Origin of the sequence: Dyella marensis, from assembly GCF_049532885.1 — a bacterium.
Lineage (GTDB): Bacteria > Pseudomonadota > Gammaproteobacteria > Xanthomonadales > Rhodanobacteraceae > Dyella_D > Dyella_D marensis.
In genome coordinates this window covers 683,592-703,769 of the sequence record NZ_CP064029.1, presented here as the reverse complement: position 1 = coordinate 703,769, position 20,178 = coordinate 683,592, and the positions used below count along the sequence as shown (strand labels likewise).

The window sequence follows — 20,178 nt, the reverse complement described above, 5'->3', positions numbered from 1 at the left end:
ACATGTTGTCGTTACTGGATTCCGGCCTGCGCCGGAATGACGCTATAGGCAACGCATCAGTCGACCGCCAACGTCACCGCCGGCTCGACCTCGCGCCTGCGATGCGCCGCCTGCTCGCGCAACACCCCCATGAACGCCTGCTCCAGCGCATCCACCTGCGCCGCGCTCATGCACTGCTCCTCGCCGATGAACACGAAGCGCAGCCGACCGTGCAGCGCGAACGCCACCAAGCCCAGCGGACGCACGCCGAAGGAGCGCACCGACAAGGTGAAATCCTCCAGCCGGAACGGCGCCTGCGCCTCCAGCAGATCGATCGGCCCCAGGTTGGAAAAGGAAAACTGATTCCAGTTGCCATTGCGGCTGAGCGCATCGCCCAGCCGCACGATGGCGTTCAACTTGTGCTCCGACGGCGGCTTCAGCATTTCGCAGAAGCGGTACTTGCCGGGAATCGCCAGCAGTTCCTGCTCCATCTTGCCGGCCATCTCGCGATAGATGTCGCGCGCCCGCTCCCACAGGTCCGCGCCGCGCTCGCGCCCCACTTCGATCTTGAAGCTGCCGCCGCCGAAGAACAGCATGTCGTCCTTCAGCTGCGCCAGCCGGCCGCGGCGCGCGTCGATCGGATTGTCGATGCGCGTGGGCGCGCGCTTGCCCAGCGCCGACTGCAAGGCCAGGTCGAGGATCGCCAGCAAGGCCGCATGCATCGACACCTGCTCGACCCGGCAGCGATGCTTCAACACCGCGGTCAGCCCCGCATCCACATGCCATTCCCGCCGCAAGGTGTCGTGGCGCGGCGGCCGGCGCGAGGGCGGGATCACCGCGATCAGCCCGTTGATCACCGCCGCGACCATGCGCTGCCTGCGTTCTTCCGGGCCGCCCGGCGGAGCGGCGACATCCAGCGGACTGATCGGCGCATACGGCAGCAGCGGCGCGTCGCTGTGCAGGCCGGCCAGCAGTTCGCGCGCCAGGGTGAGGATGCTCATGCCGTCGCAGATGCGGTGCGCGGTGGTGATCAGCAGCACGCCGCCGCGCGCCGTGCGCAGCCAGGCCACGCGCAGCAGCGGTTCGTCGGGCGCGAAGACGCTGGCCTCCTCGCGCGCGATCTCGCCGGCCAGCACCTGCTCCGAGGTGCAGATCGCCACGCGCAGCGGCACCGGGCCGGCCGCGTCCAGCGCGTAGTACAAGCCGTCGCTTTCCTCGCGCAGCAGCATGCGCAGCGCCGGATGCTTGCGCTGCACGCGGTCCAGCGCCGCGCGCAGGCGTTCGACCGGCAGCGCGCCTTCGATGGTGAGGCGATAGGTGATATTGCCGTCGATCAGCCGCTCGATGGTGGTGAGCTTGCGCATCATGGCGTCTGCTCCGTGGCGACGGTGGCAGCGCCGGCAAGCGCCCCGCTGCGCGCCGGCTCCTTCTTGCAGAACGCGGCGATGCGCGGATGCAGGTCTTCGAAGGCGCCCAGCCGGCCGCGGCGCCCGTCGACGTAGCCGCAGGCAATCGCCAGCACCTTGCGCAGCTTCTGCGGCTCGAACAGCAGCACGTTGAACGCCTGGTGCAGCGCGAGCAGTCCGCCCAGCCAATGCAGCCCCCAGTGCGCGCGATACAGGCGCAAGGTATACACGCCGTTGCGTGCGCCGTAGTAGCGGCGCCACGCCGCATGGTTGGTGGTGAACAGGCGGCCGTGGCGCTCGATCTGCCCGGTGGTCTGGCGCATCGTCACCGCCGCGTTCATGCGCACCGGCACACCCTGCGTGTTGGCACGCAAGCCGTATTCGATATCGATGTACTCGATAAAGAAATCCTCGCGGAACGCACCGAGCTGGCGGTATGCCTGCGCCGAGATCGCCGAGCCGGACGAGATCACGAACAAGGTGTCGTACACGCCTTCCGTCGGCTCGCGCATCTTCTGCGGCTTCGGCCAGCGCCGTCCCGGCGGCATCACCACCATGAACTTTTCCAGGTTGATCTCGTAGATCTTCGGCCCGAGGATGAAAGCCTCGCCCGGTTCGCGCTCGCAGGCCTGCATCATCGCGGCGAAAAAGTCGTCGCCGATATCCGAATCCTGATCGAGCAGGAAGATCACCTCGCAGCCGCGTTCGAGCAGCAGCTCCGCGCCGCGGTTGTAGGCGCCGGCCAGGCCGCCGCGATTGGCGTTGTGCAGCACCGTGCAGCCCTGCCGCTGCAGCACGTCGTACAGCGCCAGATCCGGCTGCGGCGAGTTGTCGATCGCCACCACGTTCTGCCCCGACGCCGCCGCTTTCTCCAGATGGCGCAGGAAGGCCTCGCTGGGGTGGTACAGCACGAAGATCACGCCATAGCTTTTCATACGCTTTCCACGGGTACGGGAGCGGACAAGCCGGCCGCGGCCGGCGCCGGCAAGGCCGAAGCCGCCTGCAGCAGCTCCATCGCCAGCTGGCGGATCTGCGCGGCCTGCGCGCTGGGCAACGAGCTTTCGTCCGAGATCAAGGCGAGGTCCAGGCGTTCGGCGAAACCGACGATGGTGATCAGGCTGGCCGGCGTGGGTTCGAGCAGGGCCGAGGGCGCGTGGATCGCTTCCAGGCGGACACCGCCTTCGTCGCGCGAGGAATCGTCGAGGCGGCCCAGGTAAGAAAGCGACACACCGCCGCCACTGCGCTTCGAACGCGACCACGCAAGCAGCTGGTCGAACAGCGGGTGCAGCCGTTCGAGTCCCAGCAACTGCTCGTGGACCGCCGGCCCGAGGCGGTCGATCTGCCGCCGCATATCCTCGTGCAGCGCACGCGCCAGCACCCAGAAATCCGCATCGCGCGACTTGCGTCCGCCGAAGGTCAGCCGCACCGTCGGCGCCATGGTGAACAGGGCGCCGCCCTGCAGCGCCGGCAGATAGCGGCGCGCATCGACCGGCGCGACGAACTTCTCCACGCCGCGGACGCCGCGCACCGACCAGCAGGCCAGCATGAAAGCCGTGCACAGCGCCGCGAACACGCCGACCTCGGCGTCCTTCGCCCGCCGCACCAGCGCCTGCACCGCCGCCGGTTCGATCGACCAGCGCTGCGTATAGGCGGCGCCGTAGCTCACCGGCGCGCCGATGCGCCGCGTGCGGATAAAGGCGCCGAACAGCGCGGCCTTCAGGCGCGCGCGCCGCTGCAGCCAGCGATTGCGCAGGGCTTCGGGCGGCACCACGTCGGCGCCGCCCTGCAGTTCGAAGCGCGGCCCCAGCCTGGCGTCGGGGCGGCCGCACACGGTCAGGATGTCGCGCAGCAGATTCACCGCCGACAACCCGTCGCAGATGCAGTGATGGCAGCTCAGCAGCAGATCGCTGCGCCCGGCGCCGCGCAGCCAGACCATGCGGATCAGCGGCTCGCGCCTGCCGTCGAACAGGCGCTCGCATTCCAGCCGCGCCTGCTCCTGCCAGTCGTCATCGCCCTGCCGTTCGACGATGCGCAGCGCGATCGACGGGGGCACGTCCTGCTGCACGAACCACGGACGTCCATCGGCGTCGTGCTCCACCAGGCTTTGCAGCACGGCATGCCGCGCCTGCACGCGCTCCAGCGCCAGGCGCAGGCGCGGTTCGTCGAGCGTGCCGGACAGCGTGGCGGGCAGCACCAGCGCCACCGCACGCTGGCCGTCCAGATACATGCCGCGCTCGAACAGCGCGAATGGCCGGCGCGCGCTCATGCCACGCTCCGCTGCGGTTCCATCGCGGCCTCCATCATTTCAACTTCCTCCAGCAAGCCCCAGCGCCGCAGATGCCGCAGCGCTTCGCCCACGCCGTCCTCGGCACGGATCGCGCGGCCCAGCGCTTCGGCCTCGCGCAGCATCTCCGGCTGCGCCATCGCGGTGAGCGCCGCGGCCAGCGCATCGGCGTTCAAGCTGCGCCGGTCCAGCGCGGCGGGCGCCACGCCGCGGCGCTGCAGGCAGCGCGCCCAGAACGGCTGGTCGCCGTAGAACGGCACCACCGCGGCCGGAATGCCGGCGCGCGCCGCCGCTGCCGTAGTGCCCGCGCCACCGTGATGCACGGCGCCGGCCATGCGCGGAAACAGCCAGTCGTGCGGTGCCTGGCGCAGGCCATAGATCTGCTCGTCCAGCGCGCCTTCGGCGATCTCCAGCCCGCCCCAGCCCGCCGCCAGCACCGCGCGGCGCCCGCTCTTGCGCACGCCGTCCAGCACGATGCGGGTGAACTCGGCGGCGCGGCTGCTCACCATGCTGCCGAAGCCGATATAGACCGGCTTGGGGCCGGCAGCTAGAAACTCGGCAAGTTCCGCCGGCGGCGTCCACGCCGGCGGATCGAAGAACCAGTAGCCGGTAACCTGCGAGCTGTCCGGCCAGTCCGCCGGCCGCGGCAGCACGTGGCGGCTGAAGCCGTTGATCACCTTTTCGTCCAGCGCATGGCGGCCCAGATAAGGCCCATGCCAGGGATAGCGCGGCAGGCCCAGCCGCGGCCGCACGATGTCGTTGATCGCCGGCCGCATCACATGCCACACCAGCAGCCACAGCAGATGATGCGCGGCCAGGCTCACCGGGCCGGGCAGGCGGTCGCGCGAACCGCTCAGCACCATCGGCGGCAGCAGGCGCGAGGGCGTCAACGGCTGCAGGCGCGCGATGGCGAACGGCACGCCGCGCCGCTCCGACAGCGCCTTGGCCAGCAAGGTGCTGTTGCTCACGCCGATCAGCAGGCCCGCGCCTTCGCTCGCCGCCATGCCTTCCTCGGCCCAGTGCTCGGCCCACAGCGCATAGCGCTGGCGGAAGATGCGCGCCATCGCGCGCAGGTTGAGGCCCTGCTCGGCGATGCTGCGGTCGGCTTCCAGCATGGCCTGGAAATCGGCGGTGAGCGGAAAGAATGCCAGCCCCGCTTCGCGCACCAGCGGCTCGAAATTGCCGCTGGTGGCGATGCGCACCGGATAACCCGCGCGCTGCAGCCCCTGCCCCAGCGCCACGCAGGGCCGCACGTCGCCTTGCGTGCCGATGGTGAAGATGACGATCGGCCTGGGCGCGCTCATGCGGCGGCCAGCCCCGGCTGCGGCGCCAGCGGCGTGGCGGCGCCCGCGCGCTCGTCCGGGATATCGAACAGGCGATGGCGCAGCACGGTGCCGATCGTCTCCGCCGGCGCCGCCTCCAGCACCGCCTCGTGATGGCAGGCCAGCTCCTGCACCTCGATGCGCCAGCCGATGAAGGGCCGCCACGCCGAGGGGCGGTGGTCGAGGATGCCGCCCAGGTCGCCCTCGCGCTCGGTGGCGTGGAAGAACAGAAGGTCCACGTTGATCCGGCGCGGCGTGTACTGGCGCGCCAGCTCCAGGTTGTTGCGCATCACCGCGAACAGATGCTCGATGAATTGCGGGTGGCTCTTGATGATCTCCTGCACCAGCGGGATCGAGCGCGCGTTGTAGCTGTGCAGCAGCAGCGAGGCCAGCTCCTTCAGCGTCTGCGGCGCGTCTTCGCCGGCGTGCTGGTGCAGGCCGAGGAAGTTCAGCGCGGCGCGTACTTCCTTGGCTTCCTCGCGCGGGCGCGAACGCTCGCCGGCGGTGAACAGATAGCTGTCGATCATCGCCAGCAGCTCGACGCGCTCGCCCATCGCCAGCAGCTGCTCGGCGATGGCGTGGCCGATCAGTCCGCCCATCGAACGCCCGACCAGGCGGTACGGCCCCTCGGGCTGGATGCGCCGGATCTGCGCCAGATAATCCGCCGCCACTTCCTCGATGCTGCCGGGCAGGCGCAGGTCGCCGCGCAGGCCGCGCGACTGCAGGCCGTATACCGGGACGGCCGGATCGAGATGCCGCAGCAGCGCGGAGAAGCCCAGGCTCAGGCCCATCATCGGATGGATGCAGAACAGCGGCCGCGCCGGCGCCCTGCCCACTTCGCGCAACCGCGGCGGCGCGCGCAGCACGATCACCTCGCCGAGCGGATCGTCGCTGTCGCCGCCGAGGCGGTCGACGAAGGCCGCCAGGTTGGCCACCGTCGGCGCTTCGAACAGGCTGCCCAGCGGCAGCTCCACGCCGAATTCCGCGGGGAAGCCCACCGCCATCTCCGCCGCGGTGAGCGAATCGCCGCCGAGCTCGAAGAAGTTGTCGTGCAGGCCGACGCGTTCGATGCGCAGCAGGCGCTGCCATAGTTCCGCCAGCTTGCGTTCCACCGGCGTGGACGGTTCCACGAACGCGGCGCGCGCAATGCGGTCCGGCGCCGGCAGCGCGCGGCGGTCCAGCTTGCCGTTCGGCGTCAGCGGCAGCGCGTCCAGCAAGGTGAAGCTGGACGGCAGCGCGGGCTCCGGCAGGCGGCGCGCCAGGAACACGCGCAGCTGGTCGGAATCGACGGCGGCGGGCTCGCGCGGCACCACATAGGCGGCCACGGCGAGACTGCCGTTCGCATCGCGGAACGTGGTGACCGCCGCAGCGGCGACGCCGGCGTGCTGGGCCAGCAGGTTCTCGACCTCGCCCAGCTCGATGCGATGGCCGCGGATCTTCACCTGGCTGTCGGCGCGCCCGATGAATTCCAGCAGGCCGTCGTCGCGCCAGCGCACCAGATCGCCGGTGGCGTACATGCGGCTGCCGTCAGCGGCGAAGGGGTCGGCCGGGAAGCGTTCCTCGGTGAGCTGCGGGCGATGCAGATAGCCCTTGGCCACGCCCGCGCCGCCGATATACAGCTCGCCGATCGCGCCGGTCACCACCGGCTGCCGCGCGGCATCGAGCACGTACAGGCGCGTGTTGAGGATGGGGCGGCCGATCGGCGGAATGCCGGAGCCGATCACTTCCAGCTCGTAGGCGGTGGACCACACCGTGGTTTCGGTAGGGCCATAGAACTGCGTCACCCGCGCCGCCGCGGCCTTGAGCCGCGCGGCGAGTTCCGCGCCCAGCGCTTCGCCGCCCACCATGGCATGCACTTCGTCCAGCCTGGTTTCCGGGCTGCCCAGCAGGATGCGCCACAGCGACGGCGTCGCCTGCACATGGGTGACGCCGCTGGCGCGGATCAGCCGCGCCAGTTCCACCGGCTGCTGCGCGGCGCCGCTGCCGGCCATCACCACGCAGGCGCCGGCGGTGAGCGGCAGGTACAGCTCCAGCCCCGCGATATCGAAGATCACCGTGGTAACGGCAAGGAAGCGATGGCCGGGTACGGGTTCCAGCAGGCGCGCCATGCCCTGCAGGAAGTTGGCGAGATTGCGGTGGGTGACTTCCACGCCCTTGGGGCGGCCGGTGGAACCGGAGGTGTAGAGCACGTAGGCGACGCCGTCGGGATGGCTCAGGTCCGGCTCGTGCGCGGCTTCCAGCGCGCGCGCGTCCAGCTGTTCCGGCAGCAGCTGCATGCCGCCGCCCATGGGCAGGCGCTCGTGGATGGCGCGGGTGGCGATCAGCGCGATCGGCGCGGCATCGTCCAGCAGCAGCGCGATGCGCTCGGCCGGGCCGTCCGGATCGATCGGCAGATACGTGGCGCCGGTGCGCATGATCGCCAGCAGCACGATCAGCAGCTGCTCGTTGCGCGGCAGCGCCACGGCCACGATGTCGCCGGGCGCGATGCCGTCGTCGATCAGCTGCCGCGCCTGCGCCACGCTGCGCCGGTGCAGCTCGCGGTAGCTCAGCACGGTGTCGCCCGCGATCACCGCCGGCGCCTCCGGCCGCAGCGCCGCCTGCTGCGCCACGTGCGCGGGCAGGCCGCTCAGTTCGATCGGCGCGGCGGTGTCGTTCCAGGCCACCAGCAGGCGGTGGCGTTCTTCGTCGCCGAGCAGGTCGAGGTCGCGCAGGCGCGCCTCCGGTTCGGCCAGCACGCCGTCGATCAGGCGGCACAGGCGGCGGCGGTGCTCGTCCAGTTCGTCCATGTCGTACAGCAGCGGGTTGGCGTCGAGGTCGATGCGCAGGCCGGCATCGGTGCCGCGGTCGTAGACGAAGACCATCAGGTCTTCCGCCGAACTGTTGGACATGTTGTGCGAGGACGTACCCGCGCCGGCGAAATCGAGCTGGTAATCGAACGGCTCAATATTGATGCCCAGCCAGGCCACGGCACGGCCCTGCCCGACCAGGCCCAGGTCGCGGCGCAGGTCTTCGTAGCGGTACTGCTGGTGGCGCAGCGTCTGCCGCACCGCGCGGGAGACCTGTTCGAACAGGCCGCCGGCGGTGAGCTCCGCGGCGAACTGCAGGCGGATCGGCACCACGTTGGCGAAGATGCCCGGCATGCGGCGCGCCTCGGCATTGAGCCGCGCCGTCACCGGCATGCCGAACACCAGGTCTTCCGCACCGGTGACGCGGTGGTAATACGCCGCGACCAGGCCGATCAGCACCTGCGGCAGGCTGGCGCCGGTGGCCTTGCCCAGTTCGGCCAGGCGGCGCGAGGTTTCCGGCGGCAGGATCGCCGTGCTGCGGCACAGGCGGTCGGCCAGGCCGGGGCGATGCTGGCGGCGCGACAGTGTCACCGCCTCGGGCAGGTCGGCCAGCAGCTCCTTCCAGTAGTCGCGGTCGCGGCGGAAGCGGTCCGATTCGCGATACGCGCTTTCCAGTGCACTGGCGGTGGCGGCGGGCGCGAACTCGCACGGCGGCGGCTCGCTGCCCTGCACCAGGGCGGTGTACAGCTCGGCCAGGCGCCGCGCGAGCAGGCCGCCGCCGTAGCCATCCAGCACGATGTGGTGCGCGCGCTGGTACCAGACGTAGTGGTCGTCGGCGAGCTTGAACAGCACGCTGACCCACAGCGGGTCGTGTTCGAGATCCGGGTTGCGCGAGTACTCCTCGTGCATCCACGCCTCGGCGGCCGCGCGCGGATCGGCTTCGGCGCTCATGTCGAAATAGGGAAACTGCCCGCCGTAGACCTGGCGCACCACCAGCAGCGGCTTGCCGTCGCGCTCGATCACGTTGGCGCGCATCATCTCGGCCTCGTAGACGAGGCGGTACAGCGCCTGGCGGAACAGCGGCGGCTGCACCGGGCCGCGGATATCCACCGCCTCGGCGATATTCATGATCGCGCCATCGCCGCCGATCTTGTGGTTCATCCACAGGCCGCGCTGGGCGGTGGTCAAAGGCAGCAGCACGTCGTCGCGCACATCGCTCATGGTTTTTCCCCCTGCGGCCCGCTCCGCCGCACGATCCTTTGCGGCACGAAAAGCAGGCACGCGTCAGCCGGCGTTAATCGCCCAGGTAATGCATTTGAAATATCGGATAATCGCGACCGAAACGGTCCGCCACGGCCAATACGGCCATGTTTCAAAATGTCGCGTACCATCGATTTTTATGACGCAGACGGCTACCAGCACCGGCATCGCAACGGCCGGGACAAGCTGTGACGGATCTGCTGGGTGACGCGGGTGACGGAATGGGGGATTCCGCATGACGTATTGGAAAATACGCTAAGACTTTTCCCCTACCCTGTTCCCGGCTTCGAGTGTCCATGCCTGAACGGGAGCTTGTCCATCGGGGGAAATGTGCTTCGCATCACAGATTGTGCGGCGCAGCAAGAGTTTGCCAGGAAAATGAGAAATTAATGGCGAAGGATTTGTCAACGACGCGCGGAATTAATGCGGACTATTGCGCCGCATGAAAATCGCGTCAATGCGCGGATTATCTGTCCGCATTATCCGGCCGGTCATGAAATGGCCGTCAATTCACTAATGTGAAATCACGCATCGGCATGACCTGATAATCATGCCGATGTGCCGCGTCACTGAAACACGATGCAGGCGATCGCCCCGTTGGTATCCGGCCGCGGACGCATCGACACGTCCCAGCCATACAGCTCGCACAACCGCCGCACGATCGCCAGGCCCAGCCCCGCGCCGCTGCCGCCGGCGCCTTCGCCGCGCACGCCGCGCTGGAACAGGCGCTCGGCGTCTTCCGGCTTGATGCCGGGGCCGGTGTCGATCACTTCGATGCGGTCCTTCTCGACCTTCACCGTGACCTGGCCTTCCAGCGTGTACTTGATGGCGTTGCCGATCAGGTTGGTGAGCGCGACCGACAGCACCGAGGCCGGCGCATTGATGCTCAGGCCGCCGTTCACCACCAGCTCCAAGTTGAGCGGCTTGTCGCGCATCTGCGGGCGCTGGCTTTCGATCACGTCGGAGGCGACCTTGGCCACCTCGGTGGTCTCGCCACGCGTGGGGCCGCGGCGTTCCGCCCGCGACAGCAGCAGCAGCGCTTCGATCAGTTCGGTGGCCTGGCGCGAGGCGCGCTCGATGCGCTTCAGGCGCTCGCGCAGCTTGTCGGTAAGGTCGGGCGAACCCTGCAGCAGTTCCGTGGTGCTGGCGATCACCGCCAGCGGCGTGCGCAGCTCGTGGCTCACGTCGGAATTGAATTCGCGGTCGCGCTCCACCATCGAGGTCAGGCGGTTGGCGTATTCGTCCAGCGCCAGCGCCAGCTCGCCCACTTCGTCGTCGGCGAAATGGGGCGCCAGCGGCTCGGCCTTGCCGTTCTTGCGGAACTCGCGCAGGCGCTGGGCCAGTTCGCTCACCGGCTTGAGCACCTTGCGCGACAGCCACAGCCCCAGCGCCAGCGAGATCAGGCCGAACAGGAACACCGCGGCGAGCACCGCGGTGAGCAGCTGGCGCTTGCCCAGTTCGTCGCGCGAGACGTCGTACTGCACGAAGCTGATCACGCCGTCCTTGCGGCGCACGGCCAGCTTGTAATGATGCGGCTTGCCGTCCGGACCGGTCTCGAACAGGTCGTGCACGCCGGTATCCAGGGCCTGCCAGGACAGCGGCGCCTTATAGATGGTGCGGTCGCTCCAGGATGCCGCCTTGATGATTTCGAACGCAGGCGCCCGGTCCGGGTGGGCCAGGACTTGTTCGTTGAGGCGGTCCACCTCGTCCTGCAAGGCCGAGGTGATGAGCTGGTTCTCGACGCGCTCGCGGATGTTGAGCGCTGCGAAGGCAAACAGGGCGCTGAGGCCGAACCCGAACAGCGCGAAGCTCAGGACCAGGCGAAAACGAAGCTTACGTCTGGACCGCATCCGGGTCGACCATGCGATATCCGATACCGTGCCGCGTGTGGATCAGCGGCTTGTCAAATGGTTTGTCGATCGCCGCGCGCAGGCCGTGGATATGCACGCGCAGGCTGTCGCTGTCGGGCAGTTCCTCGCCCCATACGCGCTGTTCCAGATCCTGGCGGGTGACCACCGAAGGGCTGGCTTCCATCAGCGCCTGCAGCAGCTTCAGGCCGATCGGGTTGAGCTGGATCGACTTGCTGTCGCGGGTGACGGTGAGCGTGTCCAGGTTGTAGGTGAGGTCGGCCACCTTCAGCACGCGGCTCTGCGGGCCCTTGCCGCGGCGCGCCAGTACTTCCAGGCGGGCGGCCAGTTCCTGCAGGGCGAACGGCTTGGTCATGTAGTCGTCGGCGCCGGACTCGAAGCCGGTGAGCTTCTGCTCCAGCGCGTCGCGCGCGGTGAGCATCAGCACCGGGGTCTGCTTGTGCGCCTCGTGGCGCAGCTTGCGCGCCACGTCCAGGCCGTCCATGCCGGGCAGGGTCAGGTCCAGCACGATCACGTCGAATTCGTTCACCACCGCCAGGTGCAGGCCGGTCACGCCGTCGCCGGCGAAATCGACCACATGGCCGCGATCCTCCAGGTAATCGCCGATATTGGTCGCGATATCGCTGTTGTCTTCGATCACCAGTACGCGCATACGCCACTCCGTGTCGCCGCCGGCTTGGGTCCGGCCATGGCGGCAAGCTTAACAATTTGCGCCGGGGAAGGTGGGCGCGAGGCCGGCAGCAGGCTGCAATCTCTTGCGCGGCCGTGAATCGGGCCCAAAAGAAAAGGCCCGGAGGCGCGGCGGGAAGCCGCTCCATCCGGGCCCAAGCTACTGCCCCGATACCGTAATCTGCTGTCACTAGACCATAGCGGTTGAAGTGCCAAGCAAATTGCAGTGGGACCTTTATAGGGGCGGTGGAGTTACGGTGTGGTTAACCCGTACTGAGGCCACCGTTAACCGTTCAGCGTGCGGCGGCTTTCCGCTGATGCTGCTCGAGGTGCTTGATGATGTGCGCCGACACGTCGACGCCCGTCGCCGCTTCGATGCCCTCCAGTCCGGGCGACGCATTCACTTCGAGAATGAGCGGCCCGCGCCTGGAACGCAGCAGGTCGACGCCGGCAATGCCCAAGCCCAGCGCCTTGGCCGCGCGGATCGAGATCTGCCGTTCTTCGGCGCTGAGTGTCGCCGCCTGCGCGCTGCCGCCGCGATGCAGGTTGGCGCGGAAGTCGCCGGGGCTGGCGTCGCGCTGCATCGCCGCCACCACCTTGTTGCCGACCACGAAGCAGCGCAGGTCGCTGCCGTTGGCCTCGCCGATGAACTCCTGCACCAGGAAGTTCGCGTACAGGCCGCGGAAGGCCTCGATCACGCTCTGCGAGGCGCTGCGCTTTTCCGCCAGCACCACGCCGGTGCCCTGGCTGCCTTCGTTGAGCTTGATGACGTGCGGCGGGTCGCCCAGCATGGCCAGCACGTCGGCGGTGTCGTCGGGGTTGTCGCCGAACACCGTCACCGGCATGTCCAGGCCCTGCGAGGCCAGGATCTGCAGCGCGCGCAGCTTGTCGCGCGCGCGCAGCACGGCGTCGGACGGGTTGGGCGTGTACACGCCCATCATCTCCAGCTGGCGCAGCACCGCGGTGCCGTAGAAGGTGCTGGTGGTGCCGATGCGCGGGATCACCGCATCGATGTCCTTCAGCGGCTTGCCCTTGTAGCGGATCGCCACGTCGCCGGGCGCGATGCGCACGTAGCAGCGCAGCGGGTCGAGCACGCGCACCACGTGGCCGCGCTCGCGCGCCACCTCGACCAGGCGCTGGGTGGAATACAGGCGGGAATTGCGCGAGAGGATGGCGATCTTCATGGGACATCCGTGGCCGCGAGGGGATGGCGCGGTTGGGTGTAGGAGAGGGCCGGGTCCACCGCGAAGCGCCCGTGCAGCGCCGTGCGTCCCAGCAACATGGGAAACAGCATATGCCGCCGATCGGTCAGATTGACGTCGACGCTGAAGCTGCGCCCGGCCAGTACCAGGCCGGTGCGGATGAACCAGCGTTCGGTGCGCCTGCCGCCGGTGTCGATGACCACGCGCCGGTCGTGCGCCGGCGCCTCGCACAGCCGCCCCACGCGATGGCCGCGGCCGGTGCGCACGACGAAGCGCAGCCAGGTGGCGCCGTCGCGTTCGAAGGTTTCCAGTTCTTCCACGTGCAGCGCGCTGCTGCGCGCGCCGGTGTCGAGCTTGACCTTGAGCGAGTGAATGCCGAGGTCCGGCAATGCCAGGCGCTCCCGCCAGCCGAGTGTGATCACATCCGCCATCTTCAGCGCACTGATTCGGGAGAGGGGCTCGGTGGGGCGAGGGCGGGAATGGAGCGGGTGAAGGGAATCGAACCCTCGTCAGTAGCTTGGGAAGCTACAGCTCTACCATTGAGCTACACCCGCAACGACGGCGGATGGTAACCGGGAGCCGTGCGCTTGGGAACAACCCGGCGGCGGCTGCCCCGCGGACGCGTCCGAACGCGCGGTGAACCGCAGATGGCGGCCGGCTGAATCGCGCGCGGGACTGAACGAATTCCTTGCGCACGGCGCGCAGCGCGGCATGCACATAATCGGGCCGTCGGCGTCCGGCCATCCCATGCGTTCTTACGGACGTCATCAACGCGCAACGCTCTGGAGAACGTCATGCGTCTTCCCTCTTCCTTCATGGCACGCGCCTGGCCGCTCGCCGCGGCGGCGCTGTTATGGTGCGCGGCCGGCCTGGTCCAGGCCCAGTCGCAGCCACCCGACAGCGACGCCGGCGATCCGCCGTCGCGCGTCGCCCGGCTCTCCTATGAATCCGGCGACCTCGGCATGCTCCCCTCCGGCACGCAGGACTGGAGCGATGCCAGCCTCAACCGCCCGCTCACCAGCGGCGACCGCCTGTCCACCGGCGCCGACGGCCGCGCGGAGCTCGAACTCGGCGGCGGCAGCCTGCGCATGGCGCAGAACACCGATTTCGGCCTGCTCGATCTGAACGACCAGGTCGCCCAGGTGGAACTGACCCAGGGCACGCTCAACCTCGCCGTGCGCAACCTCGGCGAAGGCGAGAGCTACGAGATCGACACGCCCACCGCCGCGCTGGTGATCACCCAGCCGGGCACCTTCCGCGTCGACATCGACCGCGACGGCCACACCACCGACGTTACCGTGTTCCGCGGCCAGGCCACGCTGTACGGCGAGAACAATGCGCAGCGCATGGTCAATGCCGGCACGCGCTACGTCATTGGCGATGCGGCGCTGAACCAGGTGTCGCTGGAGGACATCGGCGACCGCGGCGACGCCTTCGACGACTGGTGCTACCAGCGCGACCAGCGCTATGCGAATTCGCCGAGCCGCCGCTATGTCTCCGACGAAGTGGTCGGCTATCAGGACCTGGACGACCACGGCGACTGGCAGACCGATCCCGACTACGGCGCCGTCTGGTACCCGTCGCAGGTGGCGGCCGACTGGGCGCCGTACCGCGACGGCCACTGGGCCTGGGTCGCCCCCTGGGGCTGGACCTGGGTGGACGACGCGCCCTGGGGCTTCGCCCCGTTCCATTATGGCCGCTGGGCCTTCGTCGGCCACCGCTGGGGCTGGGTGCCGGGGCCGGTGGCGGTGCGTCCGGTGTACGCGCCGGCGCTGGTCGCCTTCGTCGGCGGCGGCAACTGGAGCGTGTCGATCGGTATCGGCGGCGGCGCGCCGGTGGGCTGGTTCCCGCTCGGCCCGCGCGAGGTCTACAACCCGTGGTACCGCGCCAGCCGCAACTACTACACCAACGTCAACGTCACCAATATCTATGTGCGCAACGTCAACCGCACCACGGTGATCAATAACATCAACAACCAGTACAACTATTTCCGCAGCGGACGCCCGGCGCCCAACGTCGCCTACGCCAACCGCGGCGTGCCGCACGCCTTCAGCGCCGTGCCGGGCCGCACTTTCGCCAGCGCGCAGAACGTGCGCCGCAACCTGGTCCAGGCCGATCCGGGCCGCTTCGCCGCCGCGCCGGTGCTCGCCCGCGGCGTGGCGATCCAGCCGACCCGCGCCAGCTTCGCGCCGCCGCGCCCGGCCAATGCGCGGCCACTGCCGGCGGCCGGCTTCCAGCGTGAAGTGGTGGCGCGCCGCGCACCGCCGGCCAACCCCATGGCGCGCCCGGTGGCCGACGACGTGCGGCCGAACCGCCTCGGCCAGCAGCGCCCCGGCATGCCGGTGGCGCCGCCGTCGAACGTGCGCGTGCTGGGCAGCGCCGGTCCGGTGGGCCCGAACGGTGCGAATCGTCCGATGCCAGGCCGCGACACCGCCGCCACCGTGCCGGCGCGCCTGCCGCCGGTCGGCAACCGCCCCGATAACGCCAGCGTCGACAACGCACCGCGCCGCATCGAAGCCAATAACCGCCCGGACAACGCCGCGAACGCGCCGAACGCACGCCCGGACATGCGCCCGAACGAACTGCCCTCGGCCCGCTTCGCCCACCCCGACGCCGCCGACCGCGCCGCCTGGCAGAACCGCCGCGATGGCGGGCAGCCGATCGGCAACGACAACGGCCGCGGCAACAACCCGCGTCCTGGCGTGAGCTTCGTCACCAACCCCGAGCAGGACCGTGCCCGCCAGGCGCAGATACAGCCGCAGCCGCAGGCCACCCCGCAGCCGCGCACCCTGCCCGACGTGCAGCGCTTCAACCGCCGCGACGAGCCGGGCGCCGCGCCCGAAGCGCGCCAGCCGCGCTACGAGCCGCAGCCCAACCGCCAGGACGACCGTCCGCAGCCGGAGCGCCAGCTGGACCGCCCGCAGCCCATGCCGCAGAACGCCGCCCCGCGCGACTTCCGCCAGGCGCAGCCGCAGCCCTCGTTCCGCCAGGAGCGCAATGAACCGCAGCCGGAGCCGCGCATCGAACGCGCCCCGCCGCAGCGGGCCGAGCCGATGCCGCAGCCCAGCCTGCGCGAAGCGCGGCCTGCCTACGAGCGGCCGAACCCGCCGCCGCAACCGCAGCCGCGCGAACAGGCCCGGCCGCAGCCGCCCCAGAACCAGAACCACGGCGGCGAACACCGTCCGCCGCCGCGCGGCAAGGAAGAGCACCAGAACTGAAGCGCCCCAAGAGCCCGGCACACGCCGGGCTCTTTCTTTGGGCATCACGCCGGCAGCGGCTACAATGCCGCGATGCAGATCATGCTCAATGGCAGCCCACGCGACTGCGCCAACGCCATCACCGTCGCCCAGCTGCTGCAGGAAGCCGGCTACGGCGACCGCCGCGTGGCGGTGGAAGTGAATCGCGAAATCGTCCCCCGCAGCATGCACATCCGCTGGGTCCTCGCCGAGGGCGACCAGGTCGAGATCGTGCACGCCATCGGCGGCGGCTGATGCCCCGCCCCTCCCCCGTGTCCGAGACCCCATGAACACCAAGACCCACGACGTCGCCGACCCGCTCGTCATCGCCGGCAAGAGCTACGGCTCGCGCCTGCTCACCGGCACCGGCAAGTACAAGGATTTCGACGAAACGCGCCGCGCCACCCAGGCCGCCGGCGCCGACATCGTCACCCTGGCGATCCGCCGCGTGAACATCGGCCAGGACGCCAGCCAGCCCAACCTGCTCGACGCACTGCCGCCCAGCGAATTCACCCTGCTGCCCAATACCGCCGGCTGCTACAACGCCGTCGACGCCGTGCGCACCTGCCGCCTCGCGCGCGAACTGCTGGACGGCCACAAGCTGGTGAAGCTGGAAGTGCTCGGCGACGAGCGCACCCTGTTCCCCGACGTGGTGGAAACCCTGAAAGCCGCCGAGACCCTGGTCGCCGACGGCTTCGACGTCATGGTCTACACCAGCGACGACCCGATCCTGGCCAGGCGCCTGGAACAGATCGGCTGCGTGGCGGTGATGCCGCTGGCTGCGCCGATCGGCTCGGGGCTGGGCATCCAGAACCGCTACAACCTGCTGGAAATCATCGAGAGCGCCAAGGTGCCGATCATCGTCGACGCCGGCGTGGGCACCGCCTCGGATGCCGCCATCGCGATGGAACTGGGCTGCGACGGCGTGCTGATGAACACCGCCATCGCGGGCGCCAGGGACCCGGTGCTGATGGCGCACGCGATGAAGCTGGCGATCGAGGCCGGCCGCGCCGCCTTCCGCGCCGGCCGCATCCCGCGCAAGCGCTACGCCTCGGCGTCCAGTCCGATCGACGGCACCATCGGCTGAGCATGGGCGAGCACAGCGAAGACAGCGCGCCGTACCTGCGGCGCATCCGCAGCTTCGTGCTGCGCGAGGGCCGCATGACGCCGGCGCAGCAGCGCGCCTTCGACGAACACTGGGCGCGCTTCGGCATCGACTACAGCGCCACCGTGCAGGACTACCCCGCGCGCTTCGGCCGCCAGGCGCCGCTGGTGATGGAGATCGGCTTCGGCAACGGCGAGGCGCTGGCCTGGGCCAGCGAGCACGATCAGGCGCGCGACTATCTGGGCATCGAGGTGCACGGCCCGGGCGTGGGCCGGCTGATGAATGCGCTGGCCGTGCGCGATGCCGCCAATGTGCGCCTGTACAAGCACGATGCGGTGGAAGTGCTCGAACACGAGATCGCCCCCGGCACCCTGGCCGAGGCGCGCATCTGGTTCCCCGATCCCTGGCACAAGAAGCGCCACAACAAGCGCCGCATCGTGCAGCCGGAGTTTGTCGCGCTGCTGGCCTCGCGCATGGCGCCCGGCGGCCTGCTGCACCTGGCCACCGATTGGCAGCCCTACGCCGAGCACATGCTCGAAGTGATGGAAGCGGCGCCCGACTGGCGCAACGACGCCGGCCCCGGCCAGTACGCGGAGAAACCCGCATGGCGCATCGAGACCCACTTCGAGCGGCGCGGCCTGAAGCTGGGCCACGGCGTGTGGGATCTGCTCTATCGCCGCGCCTGAGGTGCGGCGTGTCCCCAGGGACGGCTCCGATTCACCAGTGAAGCAGTGGCACCGCCTATACTCGCCGGCCAGAGCAAGCTGACAAAAACAGGGACGAGTCTTCGCAGCGTGACGCAAGCACCGCCCAACGCCATCCACCTTCGCCCTCTGGTCCGACAGGAAGCCAGCTAGTGGGACTCTCGCTCACCCCCGAAATGATCCTGGTGCTCGGGCTGGTGGGCTTCACCATGCTGATGCTGGTGCTGGAGTGGATCCGCGCCGACGTGGTGGCGCTGCTGGTGGTGGTGGTGATCGGCCTGACCGGCCTGATTCCCTCCGACCGCGTGTTCAACGGCTTCGCCGGCAACGCGGTGATCGCCATCATCGCGATCATGATCATGGGCGCGGGGCTCGACCGCGCCGGCGTGCTCGGCCTGACCGCCAACTTCGTGATGCGCATGGCGCGCGGCGTGGAATCGCGCCTGGGCGTGGTGATCAACCTGGTCACCAGCCTGTTCAGCGCGGTGATCCCCAGCCAGGCGCTGGCCGCGCTGATGATCCCGGTCACCAGCCGCCTGGCCGCGCGCACCGGCGTGCCGCTTTCGCGCCTGCTGCTGCCGATGGCGTTCTGCATCCTCACCGCCACCAACACCACGCTGATCGCCAACTCGCCGCTGATCGTGCTCAACGACCTGATCGCGAGCGCGAACGCCAACCTGCCGCCGGGCGCGCACACCATTCCGAAGTTCGGCCTGTTCAGCGTGACCCCGGTCGGCCTGGTGCTGGCGCTGTGCGGCGTGCTGTTCTTCTACCTGTTCACGCCCAAGCTGCTGCCGGAGCGCGAGGACGAGCGCCTGAAGGTGACGCCGGGCCGCACCGAGAGCTACTTCGCCGAGACCTACGGCATCGTGGGCGAGACGGCCGAGCTCACCGTCACCGCGGAAAGCCCGCTGGTCGGCATGAGCATCGGCGAGGTGGAACAGCTGTACGGCGCGCCGCTGATCCTGGCGATCAAGAGCGGCACCGAGGCGCGCATGGCGCCGCCGGTGGACCACGTGATCTGGGTGGGCTCGGTGCTGGGCGTGCTGGGTCCGCGCGAGCAGCTCAGCCAGTTCGCCAACAACCAGCTGTGCAAGCTGTCGCCGCGCATGCGCCAGCTGGGCGAGCTGTTCAATTCCAGCCGCGCCGGCATTTCGGAGGCGGTGATCCCGCCCAGCTCGCGTTTCATCAAGCAGAGTGTCGCCGAGCTGCGCCTGCGCAAGCGCTACGGCATCTCGGTGCTGGCGGTGAACCGCGGCGACCAGGTGTTCCGCGACGACGTGCGCGCGGTAAGCCTGCGCGCCGGCGACACCCTGGTGCTGCACAGCAGCTGGCGCGACCTGGGGCTGGCGTCGGAGGACAAGGACCTGGTCGTCGTCACCGACATCCCGAAGGAGGAACAGCGCCCCGGCAAGATCTGGCAGGCGGTGGGCTTCTTCGTGCTGGCCAAGTGCCTGGCCCTGTTCACCCACCTGGATCTGTCGGTGGCGATGATGACCGGCGCCATCGGCATGCTGCTCACCGGCGTGCTGAACATGGACGAGGCCTACAAGGCGATCAACTGGAAGACCATCTTCGTCACCGCCTGCCTGATTCCGCTGGGCTGGTCGATGGACGCCACCGGCACCGCCGCGTGGCTGGCGCAGGAGGTGCTGCAGCACCTGGGCAATGCCTCGCCTTACGTGCTGCAACTGTGCCTGGCGATCCTCACCCTGCTGTTCTCGCAGGTGATGTCCAACGTCGGCGCCACGGTGATGATGGTGCCGATCGCCATCAGCGTGGCGGTGGCCACCGGCGGCAACCCGTCGGCGTATGCGCTGATCGTGGCGGTGTCCTCGTCCAACACCTTCCTGCTCACCTCCGGCCACCCCGCCCTGATGATGGTGGCCGGCCCCGGCGGCTACCGCGGCAAGGATTTCCTGCGCGTGGGCCTGCCGCTGACCGCGATGGTGCTGGTGATCACCCTGGTGGCGATCAACCTGATGTTCCGCTGAGTCAGCCGAGGCGCACTTCGCCGTCCACCACCTCCACCGCCACCGCGTGCAGGTGCTCGCCGCGGCAGGGGCCGCCGATGCACAGGCCGTCGGCGGTATTGAAGCTGGCGCCGTGCGCGGCGCAGACCAGCACGCCGTCGCGGATCAGGAACTTGCCCGGCGCCCAGTCCAGCCGGCGCCCCGCATGCGGGCAGATATTGAGATAGGCCTGTGCGGCGCCGCCGTGGCGCACCACGATCAGGCTTTCCTCCCCCTCGGGCAGCGCGGCGTCGACGGCGATCGCCTCGCCGTCGATAATTTCGTCAAGGCGGCAGAGTGGCTGGGCGGGGGTGGCTGTATCCATCGGCACTTGTCTCTCGGGCG

Annotated in this window: 15 protein-coding genes and 1 tRNA gene; 5 read left to right on the top strand and 11 right to left on the bottom strand. The window is 69.3% G+C overall.

Translation table 11 applies throughout. From position 1 onward, the window contains the following. Window positions 1-56 precede the first annotated feature (56 nt). The 10 genes from ISN75_RS03095 to ISN75_RS03050 form a co-directional block, all read right to left on the bottom strand. Window positions 57-1,346 (bottom strand): condensation domain-containing protein, encoded by a 1,290-nt coding sequence (locus ISN75_RS03095; RefSeq protein WP_343819425.1) that lies wholly within the window; start codon window positions 1,344-1,346, stop codon window positions 57-59. Further along, on the bottom strand, window positions 1,343-2,320 hold the full coding sequence (locus ISN75_RS03090) for a glycosyltransferase family 2 protein (protein WP_343819426.1): 978 nt from the start codon (window positions 2,318-2,320) through the stop codon (window positions 1,343-1,345). The genes ISN75_RS03095 and ISN75_RS03090 overlap by 4 nt, the downstream gene beginning before the upstream one ends. Continuing rightward, a complete protein-coding gene (locus tag ISN75_RS03085) occupies window positions 2,317-3,651 on the bottom strand; it encodes a condensation domain-containing protein (RefSeq protein WP_343819427.1) in 1,335 nt (444 codons plus the stop codon). Before ISN75_RS03085 ends, ISN75_RS03090 begins: the two co-directional genes overlap by 4 nt. Beyond that, on the bottom strand, window positions 3,648-4,973 hold the full coding sequence (locus tag ISN75_RS03080) for a glycosyltransferase (protein WP_167252531.1): 1,326 nt from the start codon (window positions 4,971-4,973) through the stop codon (window positions 3,648-3,650). The genes ISN75_RS03085 and ISN75_RS03080 overlap by 4 nt, the downstream gene beginning before the upstream one ends. Beyond that, the gene (locus tag ISN75_RS03075; RefSeq protein ID WP_343819428.1) at window positions 4,970-8,998 is read right to left on the bottom strand and encodes an amino acid adenylation domain-containing protein; all 4,029 of its coding nucleotides are present in this window, start codon (window positions 8,996-8,998) and stop codon (window positions 4,970-4,972) included. The genes ISN75_RS03080 and ISN75_RS03075 overlap by 4 nt, the downstream gene beginning before the upstream one ends. Window positions 8,999-9,603: 605 nt before the next feature. Continuing rightward, a complete protein-coding gene (locus ISN75_RS03070; RefSeq protein ID WP_343819429.1) occupies window positions 9,604-10,887 on the bottom strand; it encodes a HAMP domain-containing sensor histidine kinase in 1,284 nt (427 codons plus the stop codon). Then, on the bottom strand, window positions 10,871-11,557 hold the full coding sequence (locus tag ISN75_RS03065; RefSeq protein ID WP_026633768.1) for a response regulator transcription factor: 687 nt from the start codon (window positions 11,555-11,557) through the stop codon (window positions 10,871-10,873). Before ISN75_RS03065 ends, ISN75_RS03070 begins: the two co-directional genes overlap by 17 nt. A 310-nt stretch (window positions 11,558-11,867) precedes the next feature. Next, complete coding sequence (rimK, locus tag ISN75_RS03060; protein WP_167252534.1) at window positions 11,868-12,758, bottom strand: 30S ribosomal protein S6--L-glutamate ligase; 891 nt, start codon at window positions 12,756-12,758, stop codon at window positions 11,868-11,870. After that, window positions 12,755-13,207, bottom strand: a complete 453-nt coding sequence (locus ISN75_RS03055) for an ATP-dependent zinc protease (RefSeq protein ID WP_167252535.1) — start codon at window positions 13,205-13,207, stop codon at window positions 12,755-12,757. Before ISN75_RS03055 ends, rimK begins: the two co-directional genes overlap by 4 nt. A 49-nt stretch (window positions 13,208-13,256) precedes the next feature. Beyond that, a tRNA-Gly gene (locus ISN75_RS03050) sits at window positions 13,257-13,330 on the bottom strand. A 240-nt stretch (window positions 13,331-13,570) separates the two neighbouring features. Here ISN75_RS03050 and ISN75_RS03045 point away from each other — a divergent pair. From ISN75_RS03045 to ISN75_RS03025, 5 genes are all read left to right on the top strand, one after another. Further along, a complete protein-coding gene (locus ISN75_RS03045; protein ID WP_343819430.1) occupies window positions 13,571-15,994 on the top strand; it encodes a DUF6600 domain-containing protein in 2,424 nt (807 codons plus the stop codon). A 72-nt stretch (window positions 15,995-16,066) separates the two neighbouring features. Then, window positions 16,067-16,267 carry a sulfur carrier protein ThiS gene (gene thiS, locus ISN75_RS03040; protein WP_026633771.1) on the top strand — a complete coding sequence of 67 codons (201 nt, stop codon included), beginning with the start codon at window positions 16,067-16,069 and terminating at the stop codon, window positions 16,265-16,267. A 31-nt stretch (window positions 16,268-16,298) separates the two neighbouring features. Continuing rightward, complete coding sequence (locus ISN75_RS03035; protein WP_167252537.1) at window positions 16,299-17,099, top strand: thiazole synthase; 801 nt, start codon at window positions 16,299-16,301, stop codon at window positions 17,097-17,099. Between the two features lie 2 nt (window positions 17,100-17,101). After that, window positions 17,102-17,803 (top strand): tRNA (guanosine(46)-N7)-methyltransferase TrmB, encoded by a 702-nt coding sequence (gene trmB, locus ISN75_RS03030; protein ID WP_343819431.1) that lies wholly within the window; start codon window positions 17,102-17,104, stop codon window positions 17,801-17,803. A 194-nt stretch (window positions 17,804-17,997) separates the two neighbouring features. Beyond that, a complete protein-coding gene (locus ISN75_RS03025) occupies window positions 17,998-19,815 on the top strand; it encodes an SLC13 family permease (protein WP_167252752.1) in 1,818 nt (605 codons plus the stop codon). Between the two features lies 1 nt (window position 19,816). Here ISN75_RS03025 and ISN75_RS03020 read toward each other — a convergent pair whose 3' ends face one another. Beyond that, window positions 19,817-20,158, bottom strand: a complete 342-nt coding sequence (locus ISN75_RS03020) for a Rieske (2Fe-2S) protein (RefSeq protein WP_167252539.1) — start codon at window positions 20,156-20,158, stop codon at window positions 19,817-19,819. Window positions 20,159-20,178: the final 20 nt, after the last annotated feature.